Origin of the sequence: Fodinibius sediminis (assembly GCF_900182555.1) — a bacterium.
In the GTDB taxonomy this organism is placed as follows: Bacteria; Bacteroidota; Rhodothermia; order Balneolales; family Balneolaceae; genus Fodinibius; species Fodinibius sediminis.
Genome location: NZ_FXTH01000013.1, coordinates 115,755 through 131,191, shown reverse-complemented (window position 1 = coordinate 131,191; position 15,437 = coordinate 115,755). Strand labels below are relative to the sequence as shown.

General features: G+C 50.5%; 16 protein-coding genes, 1 tRNA gene and 1 pseudogene. 10 read left to right on the top strand and 8 right to left on the bottom strand.

Annotation, left to right across the window (positions count from 1 at the left end; all coding sequences use genetic code 11):
* Nucleotides 1-268: 268 nt before the first annotated feature.
* A complete protein-coding gene (locus FN808_RS14410; RefSeq protein WP_142715309.1) occupies nucleotides 269-1,000 on the top strand; it encodes a 3-keto-5-aminohexanoate cleavage protein in 732 nt (243 codons plus the stop codon).
* Between the two features lie 110 nt (nucleotides 1,001-1,110).
* Complete coding sequence (locus FN808_RS14405) at nucleotides 1,111-1,536, top strand: putative quinol monooxygenase (RefSeq protein WP_221930065.1); 426 nt, start codon at nucleotides 1,111-1,113, stop codon at nucleotides 1,534-1,536.
* A 228-nt stretch (nucleotides 1,537-1,764) separates the two neighbouring features.
* On the opposite strand, the gene FN808_RS14400 is transcribed toward FN808_RS14405, so the two are convergent.
* A complete protein-coding gene (locus FN808_RS14400) occupies nucleotides 1,765-2,283 on the bottom strand; it encodes a hypothetical protein (RefSeq protein ID WP_142715308.1) in 519 nt (172 codons plus the stop codon).
* Nucleotides 2,284-2,685: 402 nt separating this feature from the next.
* On the opposite strand from FN808_RS14400, the pseudogene FN808_RS14395 reads away from it, so the two are divergent.
* A pseudogene (locus FN808_RS14395) lies at nucleotides 2,686-2,796 on the top strand (transposase); the annotation flags it as partial.
* A gap of 231 nt (nucleotides 2,797-3,027) precedes the next feature.
* Here FN808_RS14395 and FN808_RS14390 read toward each other — a convergent pair.
* Entirely contained in the window at nucleotides 3,028-3,738 is a 711-nt protein-coding gene (locus tag FN808_RS14390) for a DNA-binding domain-containing protein (RefSeq protein WP_142715307.1), read from the bottom strand.
* Nucleotides 3,739-3,857: 119 nt separating this feature from the next.
* On the opposite strand from FN808_RS14390, the gene FN808_RS14385 reads away from it, so the two are divergent.
* From FN808_RS14385 to FN808_RS14355, 7 genes are all read left to right on the top strand, one after another.
* Nucleotides 3,858-4,073 (top strand): hypothetical protein, encoded by a 216-nt coding sequence (locus FN808_RS14385; RefSeq protein ID WP_142715306.1) that lies wholly within the window; start codon nucleotides 3,858-3,860, stop codon nucleotides 4,071-4,073.
* 51 nt (nucleotides 4,074-4,124) lie between these two features.
* Nucleotides 4,125-5,225 (top strand): serine hydrolase domain-containing protein, encoded by a 1,101-nt coding sequence (locus FN808_RS14380; RefSeq protein ID WP_142715305.1) that lies wholly within the window; start codon nucleotides 4,125-4,127, stop codon nucleotides 5,223-5,225.
* A gap of 84 nt (nucleotides 5,226-5,309) precedes the next feature.
* Nucleotides 5,310-7,154 carry a DUF5060 domain-containing protein gene (locus tag FN808_RS14375; protein WP_142715304.1) on the top strand — a complete coding sequence of 615 codons (1,845 nt, stop codon included), beginning with the start codon at nucleotides 5,310-5,312 and terminating at the stop codon, nucleotides 7,152-7,154.
* A gap of 438 nt (nucleotides 7,155-7,592) precedes the next feature.
* Nucleotides 7,593-8,876 carry a Kelch repeat-containing protein gene (locus FN808_RS14370; RefSeq protein WP_142715303.1) on the top strand — a complete coding sequence of 428 codons (1,284 nt, stop codon included), beginning with the start codon at nucleotides 7,593-7,595 and terminating at the stop codon, nucleotides 8,874-8,876.
* 176 nt (nucleotides 8,877-9,052) lie between these two features.
* Nucleotides 9,053-9,613 (top strand): hypothetical protein, encoded by a 561-nt coding sequence (locus FN808_RS14365; RefSeq protein WP_221930064.1) that lies wholly within the window; start codon nucleotides 9,053-9,055, stop codon nucleotides 9,611-9,613.
* Nucleotides 9,614-10,053: 440 nt separating this feature from the next.
* Nucleotides 10,054-10,398, top strand: a complete 345-nt coding sequence (locus tag FN808_RS14360; protein ID WP_142715302.1) for an ArsR/SmtB family transcription factor — start codon at nucleotides 10,054-10,056, stop codon at nucleotides 10,396-10,398.
* Nucleotides 10,391-10,882 carry an SRPBCC domain-containing protein gene (locus FN808_RS14355; RefSeq protein WP_142715301.1) on the top strand — a complete coding sequence of 164 codons (492 nt, stop codon included), beginning with the start codon at nucleotides 10,391-10,393 and terminating at the stop codon, nucleotides 10,880-10,882. The genes FN808_RS14360 and FN808_RS14355 overlap by 8 nt, the downstream gene beginning before the upstream one ends.
* 22 nt (nucleotides 10,883-10,904) lie before the next feature.
* Here FN808_RS14355 and FN808_RS14350 read toward each other — a convergent pair.
* The 6 genes from FN808_RS14350 to accC form a co-directional block, all read right to left on the bottom strand.
* Nucleotides 10,905-10,992: transfer RNA gene (locus FN808_RS14350), tRNA-Ser, on the bottom strand.
* 72 nt (nucleotides 10,993-11,064) lie between these two features.
* Entirely contained in the window at nucleotides 11,065-11,766 is a 702-nt protein-coding gene (locus tag FN808_RS14345) for an energy transducer TonB (protein WP_142715300.1), read from the bottom strand.
* 19 nt (nucleotides 11,767-11,785) lie between these two features.
* Nucleotides 11,786-12,499, bottom strand: a complete 714-nt coding sequence (locus FN808_RS14340; protein ID WP_142715299.1) for a lysophospholipid acyltransferase family protein — start codon at nucleotides 12,497-12,499, stop codon at nucleotides 11,786-11,788.
* A 6-nt stretch (nucleotides 12,500-12,505) separates the two neighbouring features.
* Nucleotides 12,506-13,435, bottom strand: coding sequence for an N-acetylmuramic acid 6-phosphate etherase (gene murQ, locus FN808_RS14335; RefSeq protein ID WP_142715298.1), 930 nt, complete (start codon nucleotides 13,433-13,435; stop codon nucleotides 12,506-12,508).
* Between the two features lie 129 nt (nucleotides 13,436-13,564).
* Nucleotides 13,565-13,918: a DUF4260 domain-containing protein gene (locus FN808_RS14330; protein ID WP_142715297.1), complete on the bottom strand. Its 354-nt coding sequence runs from the start codon at nucleotides 13,916-13,918 to the stop codon at nucleotides 13,565-13,567.
* A 13-nt stretch (nucleotides 13,919-13,931) separates the two neighbouring features.
* On the bottom strand, nucleotides 13,932-15,434 hold the full coding sequence (accC, locus tag FN808_RS14325; protein ID WP_142715296.1) for an acetyl-CoA carboxylase biotin carboxylase subunit: 1,503 nt from the start codon (nucleotides 15,432-15,434) through the stop codon (nucleotides 13,932-13,934).
* Nucleotides 15,435-15,437 lie beyond the last annotated feature (3 nt).

Below are 15,437 nucleotides of genomic sequence, written 5' to 3'. Positions count from 1 at the left end.
CTGAGACATTTAAAAGTATCTCAACTTTTTGTGTACAGTTTACAGGAAGGCTTTAAGGTAACGTTAAACCTTCATTAAAAGTAAAAAAAGGATGGCCGGTCTGAAAAATGGTTACCTGAAGCGACAGCACTGCTACTGATGCCGACAGCTATATCCGGCAGCCGATTTAGCTATGACCGGTTTTCGTCATTCATTCTTACATAACTTCAGCGTGTAGGGCATGCGTCGTGTGTCCAGGGCCGCTGGCCATCGCAGATCCAGATAGCTTATGCTGTTACAAGTCACCCTCAATGGGAGCCGTTTCCCTGAGGAACATCCGCATATTCCAGTATCTCCCGGGCAGATCGCCCTGCAAAGCAGGCATGCTGTTGAGGCTTGTGCGCATGCCATTCATATGCATCCAAGAGGGGAAGAGGGACAGGAAAGTTTAGCCGCTGCCGATCTATCCGCTGCTTTACATGCTGTCCGGGCTGCTGAGGTTACGGCTCCCATCGGCGTGAGTACCGGCGAATGGATTGAACCCGATGTAACCAAGAGACTTGAGCGGATAGATTCCTGGACGGTGCTGCCCGACTTTGCATCGGTTAATTTTCATGAACGCGGAGCCCGGGAGGTTGCTCGCCTTCTGCTTTCCCTCGACATAGGAATGGAGGCGGGGATACATTCTGTTGAAGCGGCGAAGCGGTTTACCGCCTTCGCCCAGTCGAAGGAAGCCCTCCGGGTACTCATTGAGATTCCAGACCTGCCTCCCGACCAGGCTACCAGGCTTCTGCATGATATTGAGCATGTACTGGATCACCATTCACCGGGGCTGCCAAGACTGCTGCACGGATACGAAGGCTCGGCCTGGCCCATGATAAAGAAAGCGGCTCAGCGAAACTATTACAGCCGGATAGGCCTCGAGGATACGCTTTATCTTCCCGGACAAAAAATTGTCTATGACAATACCCAGCTGGTTCAAACAGCCGTCCAGATGATAAAAAAGAAGAAAAGTGAATAAGCCGGCCGTACCTCCGCCTTCCTTGCTCCCCGACAGTAAATTCGTTAATCTTCCTTTTGTTATGCATTCAACATCCGGAGAACTTTCCCTATACCCGAGACCGTAACTGTATGAAGCGTACCATTTCACGAAATGAGTTTCTATCCATGGCCAGTGCAGGAGCGTTGGCTTTTGCCTGTGCCCCAGCCCGGGTATTACCCCCTAAACCAATAAAAAAACATACCAATATGTATGGATTGATAGGAAAAATAACAGCCAGGCCCGGCCAGCGAGAAGCGCTGGTCAACATCCTGCTCGAAGGATCAGCCGACATGCCCGGCTGCCTGAGTTACATCGTCTCCAATGATTCAGAACATGATGAGGTGATCTGGGTTACCGAAATATGGGAGAGCAAAGAACATCATCAAGCATCTCTTTCGCTTCCGCCGGTAAAGGAGGCCATGAGCCGGGGCCGCCCCCTGATAGCAGCATTCGATGAACAAATAGAACTGAATCCCGTCGGGGGACACGGCTTGGCATCTCCAGCAACCCCGTGAACGACATCAGGAGCCACCAAGTGGACAGGCGTTTTCCTTATTATCGCTGACTCGTTATTAATAGTTTCGACGCGGTGGCGTCTTTTCCGTTTGAACAAGGTCGCCCGGTGCCGGTATCTTACAGAAGGGACAGCCTTTCTCAGGCTATAAGTTATGCTAATGCATAAAAAAAGGGCCATGCAAATTTGCATAGCCCTGACTGCTAATTTTTACGATTCCAATCAATCGTTAGGTACGGGCAAGTTTTTTTATACGGTTGCCATAAAGATCAAAAAACAACGTCTGCTTCATTTTACCACGTTGAATTTTAACTTCATACTCAGTCTTCTGCATATCAAAGTCATGAACGATGGTTTTGTTACTTGTCATCGTCCAGCCTCTATAGCTGTCCGTTACCAGGTAATCCCGGATAACCTTTGGGATAGGAGAATCTTTCATAATGTAGATTCCATTAATCAAGTTTCCATCTCTTCCATAGGTGGCCTTTATTCTGGTATTTCTTCTATCGTTTTTTAGAATGTACCTTCTCACTTCTGTGGAGTTGAACGGTAATCCTTCGTATTTGATGTTTGAATATTTCTTCAACCCATTAATATTTAAGAAGTTTGCGTAATCGGCTACGCCAATCACTGTCAATTCCGATACATCTTCCATTGCCGCTTCGGGACATTTACAATCCTGGGCCTTAATCGAAAGGGCTGTTAATAACAGGATACCTAAACTTAGTATTATCCTACTTGGTTTCATTATTTACCTTTGAGTAATTAAACTCTGTTTTATTTTTAGATTCGATAAAAAGGAAGAGGTCTCGGACAGCTAATTTTAGAGATCTAATTTCTGAGAGAGGCATAGCTTATTATCAGTATATCAAAATACCACTATTGCAAATAGTAACCTATTGTTTTCTTATTGACTTAGCCTCATACTAATCTTATTGAACAGGCTGCTCGTTGATCGATATATAAGTACAGCTGATTATGCGCGTGAGGCACAGGCCGCACCCTTTCTTGTCTGATTCCAACTTTAACGTTACTCTTATTTCAACAGATGGGTGGCGGGACGTTATGCAACAGCTTCTTTCTGGTTGACTGTAGTCTTCCCTGAAAGTTGACCGTTTGAAAGTAGAGAAAATTCACTACTTCCAATCATGAAAAATCACGTTTTAGCGAATCACAAATCATCTCCATTCTCAAAAAACAAGAGCAAGGGCTAAAAGTTGGAGCCATTTGCCGGGAGCATGGGATCAGTAACGCCACCTTTTGAAGCCCTAACTGCCCAGCCGAGCGGACCTGTTCAAGCATTTTCACGGCCTTCTCTGCCTGTAAGCCCCTTTTAAGCCTCTTGTAATACCCTTTGGAGCCGACTGAAAGGCAGGGTTGCCCCCCTTAAAAGGCCCTTTGGAGACGTTTCAAAAGCTATGACATCCTCTTTCCATAAAAAAAGCCCCTCTATGTTCCCATAGAGAGGCTTCGACTATGCGACCAACACGCATCAACCGTCGTTGGCTACGGTCAATGCAGAAGAGAGTGCGCCGGTACGCAAATCAGCCGTGTCACCCAGGGTAGTGCGAATCTCCAGACGATAGGTGCCGGCGGGCAGCCCGGGGTTCACGAAGATCAGCTCCCCCGGTTTGTTTCTAAGCAGCTGAGAAGCTACCCTGCTTTCACTGCCGTCGGCAGTATTGACAAAGAAGATGCCCTGCTGGGGATCTTCCTCGTTGAATTTCAACAGCGAACCAGTGATGCGGGCACCCCGACCGGGAGTAATGATCGCATCCCGGCTTTCGCTGGCATTGTCGTGAAAATGAACGGGGGCAGGCTGACGCTGCCTGACCGGGACTTTCTGTACGGGTATATCACCGGCTACCTCCCGCATCCGCCGGCCGGTAGACATATTGACGCTCACCTGGTGACGACTGGCATCGAAGTCGTCTTCCTCGCCGCGGAATACGCCCTTTATGCTTGAGCTGTAATGGGCCAGCGGGGTTACCACCGAATTGCCTTCCCTTACAAGATTGATGATGCCCTGCGTTACCTCCTCGTAACCTGCCAGGGCTTCGGCCCTGGTAATGGTCGAGCCTTCTCGCGTCATATGCTCATAAACATCTTCTATGGTGTACGTTTCCGAGTTGCTGCTGACGGCCATATAGTCGTCAGGATCGGAAGTCATGTGATTGGGTATCAAATAGAATTGGAGTGACATAATGCTGTATGTTTGTTAAATGTTGACCAGCTCCCTTTTGGGAGTTGAGAGATTATGGTCTCCCGCGGATCATCCTTGATCCGCAGGGCCACCTCTGTTACTTCCCTCTATAAGTAAGAGTGAAAAAGGAGGGAATCCTTACAAAAAAATTTATTTTTTTCCGGCGACCGGTTTGGCAGGTCCTCTATCCCCGTTTTCACCGCCTGCAGGCCGGCACCAAGCAGGGTACTTATACCCTTTCATTTGAGATAGACCGCGGCTCCCGCCGCAATATTCCAATTTCCAGCCTCCCTTCGCGCGCAACTTCACGGGAGGTGCCCGAATTCTTTCTTTAGAGCTTCACTATAATTTTATAGATTTGTTTTTTATCAACGGGACACTTGGTTATGGGATGCCGAAACAGCACAGGCCGCAGCGCCTTCATTGTACTCTTTCTATCCGCCTTATCGTTTTCAGCAGTTGATGGCCAGTCCCATCACAAGCTGAACCGTCCCATTCCTGATACCGCCTGGCAACAATATGCCTCATTGGAAAAGGCCGGTTGGTCAGCGCCTCAAGTCAACAGGGCCAGGCAATTTGCCGACTCCCTCGGTGCAAAAGCCGTTATGCTTGTTGAAAATGGGGTTATTGTGACAGAATGGGGAGATAATACAGGGCTGGCCCCTGTGTTTTCCATTCGCAAAAGCCTTCTCAGTGCCCTGTACGGAATCTATATTGCGAAAGGTGTGGTCGATACCACCATGACACTGGGAGCATTGGGCATAGATGACAGGCAAAAGCTGACCAGGATTGAAAAATCAGCAACCATAGCTGACCTGCTGACAGCCCGTTCCGGTGTCTATCATCCCGCTGCATTTGAGCCGCCCGGCATGCAGAAACCGGACCGCGGCAGTTCCGTACCCGGCCAGCGTTGGTATTACAACAATTGGGATTTCAATGTACTGGGCGTCATTTTTGAACGATTAACCGGGCAACGTATATTCCAGGCGTTTGAAGAACATATTGCCGCCCCCATCCAAATGCAGGATTATGACAGTGGCTGGGGAGCCTACCATTACCAGCCGGAACGTTCGCGCCACCCGGCTTATACCATACGCATGTCTGCCAGAGATCTCGCAAGATTTGGCCTTTTATACGAGCGCAAGGGTCTGTGGGAAGGCCGCCAGCTTGTGCCGGAAGAATGGATAGCCCGCAGCACCACCCCTAAAACGGATGTACCCTATGGACAGGATTATGCTTACGGCTATCTCTGGTGGATATACGGGGAATCTGTGCTGGGGCACGAGGCGTTTTTCGCCTCCGGCAGCGGCAGCCAGCTTCTGGTGGTTATCCCTGCTTTGGATATTGTGTACGTAATGAGGGCATCTGCAGAGCTGGAACGTGGCGTTAACGGCCTTGAAGCCCGGGAGATCCTGGCCAAACTGCTCACTGCCAGGATGTCGGCAACCGGTTCCCATCCCCGGACAATACCAGCAACATTCGATTAACCATGAAGAAAGCAAGCCGATTGCAAGGTCATTTTACCGCTTTAAACCATTCAAACTTATTCAGATAAAACTAACCTACGATAAATGATTATTCGCGACCAATACCTCCTGATAATTTGTATCCTGTCTGTCCTTATTTCCGGTTGTAAACAGAGTACCGACGCCCCTCTTTCCGGTGAGCTCAAACAGTGGCACAAGGTTACCCTTACCCTCCCGGGACCTGAGCTAAGTGAAAGCGGAGCAGAGAATCCTTTCCTGGATTATCGCCTCCAGGCTACGTTCACTCATGGCGACCGGGAGATAACCGTGCCCGGTTTTTATGCCGCTGATGGAAATGCATCCGAAACCAGTGCCTCCTCCGGAAATAAATGGCAGATCCGATTCCGGCCGAATGCCACCGGCAAATGGGACTATCAAATCTCCTTCAGAACCGGTGACCGTATTGCCATAAATGATAGTGCCGGTGCCGGCAGCGCCGTTGCTCCGCTCGACGGCACAACCGGGTCGTTTACGGTTGGTCCCTCCGATAAAACCGGGCGGGACTTCCGGGCCAAAGGCCGCTTGATTCACTCAGATGAACGATACCTGAAATTTGCCGGAACGGATGACTATTTCCTCAAGGGCGGAGCCGACAGCCCGGAAAATTTTCTGGCCTATTACCAGTTCGACAACACCTACCGTATGGGAGAAGGTGAAAATCGTTCTGGTGAGGCCCGAACCACGGACCAACTGCATCACTACGGGCCACACGCTGATGACTGGTCCCCTGACGACCCCGCCTGGCAAAACGGAAAGGGAAAAGAAATTATCGGGGCCTTAAACTATCTGGCCTCCAAGGGAATGAATTCGGTGTATATGCTCACCATGAATATTGAAGGTGACGGCAAGGACGTCTGGCCGTATACCGATCCGGCTGAACGGCGCCGTTTTGATGTCAGCAAGCTGGACCAGTGGGAAGTTGTATTCGATCACATGCAGCAGCTTGGGCTGATGATCCATTTTGTGACCCAGGAAACGGAAAACGAACGCCTGCTCGACGACGGGGACACCGGGCTCCAACGCAAGCTATACTACCGGGAGCTGATCGCCCGGTTTGGACATCACCTGGCCGTGACCTGGAATATGGGAGAAGAAAACGGTCCCGCGAGCTTCAGCCCCAACGGGCAAAACACGCGACAGCAAAAAGACATGATACACTATATCAAAACCCACAACCCCTACCCCTCTTTTGTGGTGCTCCATACCCATTCCGCCCCGCATAGCCGATACGAAATTATGAGTCCGCTGTTGGGCTTCGAGCACCTGGATGGACCTTCAATACAGATCGGGAATATCATGAACGCCCACAGCGAAACCAAAGCGTGGCTTGCAAAGTCTGATTCGGCCGGCAGACAGTGGGTGGTGAATATCGATGAGATAGGACCGGCCAGCCGCGGTGTCGACCCGGACTTCGTTGAGAATAACAACCAGGATTCTGTTCGGAAATACGTTCTCTGGGGCAACCTTATGGCCGGCGGGGGCGGTGTTGAGTGGTATTTCGGCTATGACAATCCCCATAACGACCTGAATAACGAAAACTGGCGGGCGCGGGATCGTATGTGGGATTATACGCACTATGCGCTGTCTTTTTTTCGCGACCATCTCCCCTTCCATGAGATGCAGAGCGCCGATAGTTTGACGGCGGCCGAGGATGATTACGTTCTCGCCGGCGACAGCATCTACGCCATTTATTTGCCCCGCGGCGGAACGGCCGACCTGGACATTGGCGATGCCGAAAAAAGCCTGTCCATTCACTGGTATAATCCCCGAACGGGGGGTACGCTTCAAACCGGCAGCGTGGAAACCATCCGCGGGTCGGGGATACAGAACATCGGCCGCCCGTCATCAGATCAGCAGCAAGACTGGGTAGCCCTGGTCCGGGGACAATAGCGCCAGACTGATTGCAGGCAGCTCATTTTGAGCAGCCACATCCGCACTCAAAGGATGCCACTGTGTTACAGGGTGCCGCACCCATGAACCGCGTCAGTATGCAGGTGATGCCTTTCAGCTGGTAAGTCAACATGCTGCGTAAACGGGCAAACAACCTGAAGAACAGAAACTATATGTGGTATTCATCGCAGTGTCAGCCCTGGATCCCGACTCAACCAGGGCGCTGCCTGTCACTACTTGCCTCTCCTGCCCTAAACTACTACATTAGTATGACTTACGAATCGGGGTGGTTCATAAACGGGGATGACGGGTTCTACAGCGAAGGGTCGATTTTTAATTGTTTTTCCTTCCTCCTTGCGGCATTCCGTGTCCAAGCCTCCCGTTCAGCCTCTGTTCAATTTCAATCAATGCAGACAAGCTCATCCTACCCACACACAGATGACCACCACGATGAACCTCTATGTCGCCCATTTCCGTAGGTTGAACTGTAAAAGAATACTGGCAGCGGCCCTCCTCTTCATCCTGTTTTTCTATTCTTGTGAATCCAGCGAAGTAGCTGAAAGGCGTTTTCTAACTGAAGATAATTTTGCCACCCTCAAGCCCGAAATTACGGAGGTCAATGAGCATGGCGCCACCTTTAGGCTCAGAATGCCCTTTGACAAATATCCGTTTGTCCAGAATTATGGATTCAGTATCACCAGCCGGGATGGCAGAAGAATGGTTGAATTCAGTGACCAGCTCAACCGTTCAACTTTTGACACGACTATGACCACTGATTTAATTTGCGGCCTGCGTTACAGGGTAAGTGCCTTTGTTGAAGTCGAGGACGAAGAATATTACTCAAAATCCCAGGTATTTGTCAGCCGGGGGTCCGCCAATACAAAACCGTGGTGTGGAAAAGAAATCGTATCGAAACCAAGCCTGGGTTTTGATCAAACGTTTGGAGTAATAGTAAACAACACCCCTCATTTTATCTATCAAAGCGGCCAATTTTACAGTTATGACATTCTGAATGCTTCGCTGAACGAACTCCCTTCCTTTCAGGGGGGCGGTGGCACAACGGGAAGGCACTACGTGGCTTTTTCAATCGACAATATCGCCTATTTCGCCTCTGATGAGACACTTTCCTACCGGTATGACGCAATTTCGGAAGAATGGGAGTTGTTCGGGACCATTACTGTTCCAGCGTACCGGGGCGGAGATATGTTTGGTGCTGCGATACAGAACACCGGCTATTACTTTTCCAGCAGGTACTCTTATTCCTTCGATCCCTTGACGGGAGAAAGTACAAAACTGGCCGATTACAATTTGAACACTTTTATAAACTCATTCCATACTGACGATGCCATTTATGCTGTTACCGAGAACTTTCACATTCTCCGGTTTAATGAGGTGACCGGAGGCTGGACAAAAGTAGCGGCCTATCCCGGCAATAAAAGCGATTGGATCGTAACCTTTGTCCACGATGAAAAAGCATACCTTGGATTAAGCTACCGCTACCATTCACCGGGCAAAGTTGCATATTACGACCTGTGGGCGCTCGACCTGCAATCTTATGAATGGCAGGAGCTTCCTCCCTTTCCCTATGAGTACGAGCTTGAATTTACTCATAACATCACTGCCCTCTCTTCAAAGGGATCCTTTTTCATGTTTTATGATATAAATGCTGATGCCAACAGCTTTGTATGGACAATCGATGCATCTGAACTGGCAAAGGATTAGCACGGGAAGAAAATTTTCTGGCAAAAGAACCCCCAATAGCAGATATTGTCCATGGAGAGGAAAGACTCGTTTTGGCGAGCATCCTTAAGAGCTGTAAAAATGAGAACTCCACCAAATCGTTGTAACCACAGCACAAAGAACAACAACGATGGATAAAATAACGAGAGGGAATACCCATGAATACAGATCGCACCTTATATCAATCTATTGCCCGCCCCGCCCTTCTTACGGGCTTCCTATTGTTGATTCCCCTGCTGGCAATGCAATTTACCGATGAAGTAACCTGGACCCTGACCGATTTCCTTGTTGCCGGAACCCTGCTTTTGGGTACCGGTCTCACCTACAAACGGGTCACAAGAAAGTCGGGTAACATCACTTACCGGGTCGCCGTCGGCATCGCCCTCTTCACCGGGCTCTTCCTTGTCTGGTCGAACCTTGCCGTCGGACTCATCGGTTCGGAGAACAACCCTTTTAACCTGTGGTATTTCGGAGTACCCGCTGTCGGAATCACCGGTGCCCTCATCGGCCGTTTCCGGCCGTATGCAATGGCAGGCGCACTATTTGCGACAGCACTTGCACAGGCATTGCTCACCGTCGTTGCACTTATTGCCGGTATGCAACAGTCAGCCGGGAGCTCTGTGATCGAGATCATGGGCATCAACGGCTTCTTCATACTGATGTTCCTTGCATCAGCCCTGCTTTTTCGTTACGCAGCAAAGAATCCTGCGGCAGAATAACCATAACAGTCAGGTGGCGTGCTCGTCCTACCCGCCGGGTTTTTACAGTCATTTCTTAATGATCAGAAAACTAACGGTGAGAACTGTGCGCAGATGGCATCAATCCACCATATTATCTCGGGGCTGTACGTCAGCATGATGTACAAGCAAAGATGCGTACAACTGGAGACTCTTGACCACCGGTTCGCTGATGATACAACAGGATCTCCTTATGCGGTGTTTCAGGAGCTTATATACAACAGTAATTATACCCGTGAAGATAAGCAAGAACCAATCAGCGGCCTCCTTCAGCTGATACCGTCTTTTTCCCGTTTTCTTCTTCTGCCCGCCGATCAGCCGTATTCCTGCATTTATAAATCTGTATTCTGCCTGTTTGACAATTACAGCCGCATCCTATATTTTACTTTATAGTTAAATAACCAATAGGTAAAATAAGGATAATGTCAACCGATCAGCTCAGCAATACCTTTTCAGCACTTGCTGACCCTACACGCCGTGCTATTCTGGCGCAGCTCACCACTGGCCAGAAAACAGTTTCTGATCTTGCCGAACCTTTCGATATGACGATGCCTGCCATCACCAAGCACCTAAAAGTCCTGGAGAAAGCCGGGCTTGTCGAAAGGAGTCGGGAAGCGCAGTATCGGCCCTGTCATCTCCGGCCGGATCCCCTCAGGGAGATCGATCAGTGGATGGAACAATACCGTGAATTTTTCGAAGTCAGTTTTGACCGGCTCGACAACTACCTTCAACAATTACAAGCAAAAGAGGAAAACAACGATGACTAATAATACAATGGATGTGGAAAAAAAGGGACGGGAGCTTATAATTTCGCGTGTTTTCAAGGCCCCGCGTGAACTCGTATTCAATGCATATACAGACTGCAGCCACCTCAAACACTGGTGGGGAACCCATCAATGGCCGATGGAAGAATGTACCATGGATTTCCGGGAGGGCGGAGAATGGCGCTACTGCCTGCGGGGGCCCAACCCGGGCGATGAATCATGGGGAAAAGCAATTTACCAGCACATTGAGAACCCCTCAAAAATTGTCTACAACGATTACTTTACCGACAGCGAAGGCTCGATCAACCGTGAGATGCCGGGCATGCAGATTACGGTGGAATTCATTGATAAGAAGGAGGATACAAAGCTTGTAAGCCGCACCCTGTTTGACTCGCCGGATGCCCTGGAATCCGTTGTAGAAATGGGGGTCATAGAAGGATTCACAGAAACCTGGGATCGGCTGGAAGGTTACCTGGCTGAAGCCTGAGCCGGAAAAAGTGATTTAAATGCGGAGAGAGAGGGATTCGAACCCTCGGTACCCGGTAAGGGCACACACGCTTTCCAAGCGTGCGCCTTCGACCGCTCGGCCACCTCTCCTAAGAAAGATCGCAAATATAGGCTAATTTTCAGGGCGATGCAATGATAAATAGCAGATCATTCAGAATATGACTAAAAACCATATGTAAAAATCTGCCTGGAATAGGTTCGTACCGGCTCGCCGTTACTGCGGGCCGGCTGGAACCTCCACTGCATTGCGGCATCCAGCGTGGTCTCAGCAATACCGTAGCCGATATTCTCCACAATCCTGAACTCGCGGGAGCCGGGACGCTCATAGAGACGAATCTTCTCGATACTGGCATCCTCCACCCTCCCGTCGGTGCCCACCAGCATACGTACGGTGAGTTCCGCCTTGATATTGGCCTTTTGTGCTGCATCGGGGGTTGTGGGTTCGACGATCCGAATGATGCGCGGCGGCTGCTGGGGACTCCCGGCTATGGGGCCTGCCTCGCTGCCCTGCCCTCTCAGGAGTTCACTGGAAAGTGAATCTGTAATCTCTGAGAATTGAATATCGTCAAGCTCCGTAATCTCCTCTTCGATGATCTCATCAGCAGGCTCGGGAATGGGAGCTGTAGGTTTGGGAGGCGGCGGCGGACCGCTCGTCTGCCGGGTGATGACGGCATCCTCGAGCTGAATGACCTCTTCGGAGAAATCGCGTTCCTTCAGCGATTGATCAGGCTGTGCCGGTACCGGCCACAGCTTAATCATCATCAGCATGATAATCTCTGCGACAACTACAGCAGCCAGAAATCTCACCCGGTAGACAGAATTTTTCCGGTAGTTATTTGAGGAGGCTTCGTCCAAGGAAATCAAATTTGTGAAACAGCTATTGTTAGGCGTACAGCTCTTTCTGTATTAACGAAAAAGCCTCCTCCTTTAATTCATTTACCGATCCGAACTGCCCGGGATCAATCGGATCCAACACTGCTATATCAAAATGCTGTTTGGGGGCCACCCGCCAGCTTCCCCTCGGCATTGCTTGATTCCCCCCCTGCAATACCACCGGAAGGATATTAAAATCATATTCCTTTGCCAGCCTGAAGGCCCCGTTTTTAAACCGCTGAAGTTCTCCTGTTCGACTACGTGTCCCTTCCGGAAAAATCATGGCTGGAATACCGGCCTTCACGGGCGCAACCAGGGCATCCAGCTTTTGGGCTGACCGCATATTTCGGCGGTCGATGCCCAGCTGCCCCGTCATATAGATAACCCACCCCAGGATGGGAATACGAAAAAGACTCTTTTTAGCTACCCATTTCATCGACCATGGCAGCAGGTAGAGCAGCGGCATATCCAGGAAACTCTGATGGTTTGCCACTACAATGGTAGGCCTCGCTATCTTTTCCTGTTCCGCTCCTCGCATGGCAATGGACCACCCCGGATTCACCTTCAACATGACCCGCCCGAGCCCCTTAAGTACCTTATTCGGAATCCTGTGAAATCGGTCAAAAGGAAATGTCAGAAGGTATAATACCAGCACCACCCCGAAAAAAACGATAATGCACACCGCCCAATATATCCATAAGAAAATACTGAAAAGTGTTTTCATCAGTCATTACTGCTTTGTTTCCTGCAGCACTTTCCGGATAAAGCCATCATGCTGTGCCAGTTTTTGCTCCGCTTCCGATCGATCCAATCCGCCCAGAATCATCACCAGGGCCGTTTTGACATGTCCCCCCGCCTTTTCGAGCCATTCACCGGCCTCCTGGTAGTCAATCCCGGTAAAAGACATGACAATGCGCTTGGATCGTTCCGTAAGTTTTTCGTTGGAGAGCTGCAGATCCACCATCACATTTTCATAGACCTTGCCTTTGCGAATCATCGATCCCGTCGTCAGCATATTGAGCACCATCTTCTGGGCTGTCCCGCTCTTCATTCGGGTGCTGCCCATGATGACTTCGGGGCCTACCGGGATATCGATCATCACATCCACCTCAATGGTAATTTGAGAGGCGGGTACCGTGGTGACAAAAATGGTATGGCAACCGGTTTCACGGGCCTCTTTGAGGGCACCGTGTACATAAGGCGTTCGTCCGCTGGCGGCAATGCCGCAGACAATATCCTCGGCAGCCAGGTTGATCTCCTGCAGTGCTTCACGGCCGTTGGACTCAAAATCTTCGGCCCGTTCCTGCGACCGGAAAACCGCTTCTTCTCCCCCGGCAATCAGTCCTATTACCTGACCCGGGTCGGTCCCGAAGGTAGGTGGACATTCCGAGGCATCCAGTATTCCCAGCCGCCCGCTGGTTCCCGCTCCTGCGTAAATCAGCCGTCCGCCCTTGTCGAACGCTTCCTTGACCAGATCAATGCCCCTGGCAATCTCAGGCAGTTTTTTTTCCACCTCAAACGCCACCTTTTTATCTTCCGCATTAATCAGGCGGGCAATTTCAAGTGAATCGGCCAAATCGATCTCACGGGTATTGGTGTTACGCTGTTCAGTATCCAGTTTTTTGAGTTGGGTAAAAAGACCTTGTTCGTTGTTTTTCACGTTGAATTTTTTTATAGAATTCTATTGGAAGTGATTCAGTCCTGATATTACGGTCCTGTAACAAAAGCTGTCGGCAGGCCGTACTGCATTAACCGTCAGCAGAAGACTTTAAAATAATAAATCCTGGTGTTAATATTGGCCAATTTGCCCGAGATGGGTATGATGAAACGAATCCGGGTACTTCAGCCCGAATCCCAGCAACCGATCCATGGCTGCGTGGCCCAGCATGATAATACCTGCGAGTCCTGCCCACGGCATGGATAACAGATAACCGGCGATAATACAACCAACTGCCACCGCCTTATGGTGGAAAAGGTTATAAACCGCTGCACCAATACGGGGATTAGCCAAATAACCTACCATGCTGATGTCAGGTGCCAGCAACAGCAGCGGAAACCACCACCAGGCGAAGGTAGTCTGGGCAAACAGAATGATGGAAAGCCCGAAGATTCCCAGTTCTTCAATCCTAATCAGTGTTTTCATAATAATCCGCCCGTTATTTTTTTCTTCGTTTCCACCATTCCGAGGTCCCGCCGCCTGAGGATGCCGGTGGGTGATCCGGGGAAAGATTTCCATTGCCGGCCTCTTTTAACAGAGAGGCTGCCAGCGCCTGTACCTCGGAAGGCATCTGCTGAAATTCATCCAGTATCCCGGTACTAAAATGGTCGCCCACAAAATGGGTATCGTACATGCCATTCACAAAGCTCTCGTGAGTAAGAACATATTTACAAAACGGGATGGTTGTACGGCAGCCGGCTATCTCATATTCATCCAGGGCCCGCAACATGCGGCGGATGGCGTGATCCCGGTCTTTGCCGTGGGCACAGAGCTTGGATATCATCGGATCATAATTGATGGTGATCGTCTGGCCCTCTTCCACCCCGGCGTCGACCCGGATACCGTTGCCTGCCGGGATACGATGCTTGGTCAGGGTCCCCGTACTGGGAAGGAAATCTTCGCGTGGATCTTCGGCATAAATACGGCATTCAATCGCATGACCATCCAGCCGTATATCCTCCTGCCCAAAGGGTAACGCCTTGCCTTCTGCCACCCATAGCTGAAGCGCTACCAGATCCAGCCCCGTAACAAGCTCCGTTACCGGGTGCTCCACCTGCAGCCGGGTGTTCATCTCCAGAAAATAAAAGTTGCGATCTGCGTCAACCAGGAACTCGATAGTCCCTGCACCCACATAATCCACGGCACGTGCTGCAGAAATGGCCGCCTGTGCCATCTCGGAACGCAGCTCTGGCGTCAGCATGGGACAAGGTGCCTCCTCAATCACTTTCTGGTGCCGGCGCTGTATGGAACACTCCCGGTCAAAAATATGCAGCACATTGCCATGCTCATCGGCCATTATCTGAAATTCCACATGCCGGGGCTCCACCAGGTATTTTTCAATATAGACGCGGTCATCGCCAAAGGCGTTGCGGGCTTCCGATTTCGCCGCTTTGATGCCGGCCCGGAATGCCTGTTCGTCTTCCACAATTCTCATTCCTTTTCCACCGCCGCCGGCCGCTGCCTTGACCAGCACAGGATAGCCAATCTCATCGGCAACCTGCTTTGCCTTATCAATATCCTTCAGCTCATTTTTGGTACCCGGTGGAAACGGGACGTCGGCTTGGCTCATCAGCTTGCGGGCAGCGGTCTTATCTCCCATCGTTCGGATCGCTTCGGGCCCCGGACCGATAAAGACGAGCCCCTCCTCGCGGCACCGGCGGCTGAAGTCGGCATTCTCACTTAAAAACCCGTACCCCGGGTGAATGGCATCGGCCCCGGATTCCCTGGCCGCCCGTATGATACGGTCAATCACCAGGTAACTCTCCGAGGAAGCTGCCGGGCCGATATGTATCGATTCATCGGCCATCAGGACATGGGGTGCCTCGGCATCGGGCGTGGAGTACACCGCCACGGTCTTTTTCCCCAGCTCTTTGCATGTGCGCATAATCCGGGAAGCTATCTCCCCCCGGTTGGCTACTAAAATCTTTGAAATATCAGCCATAAG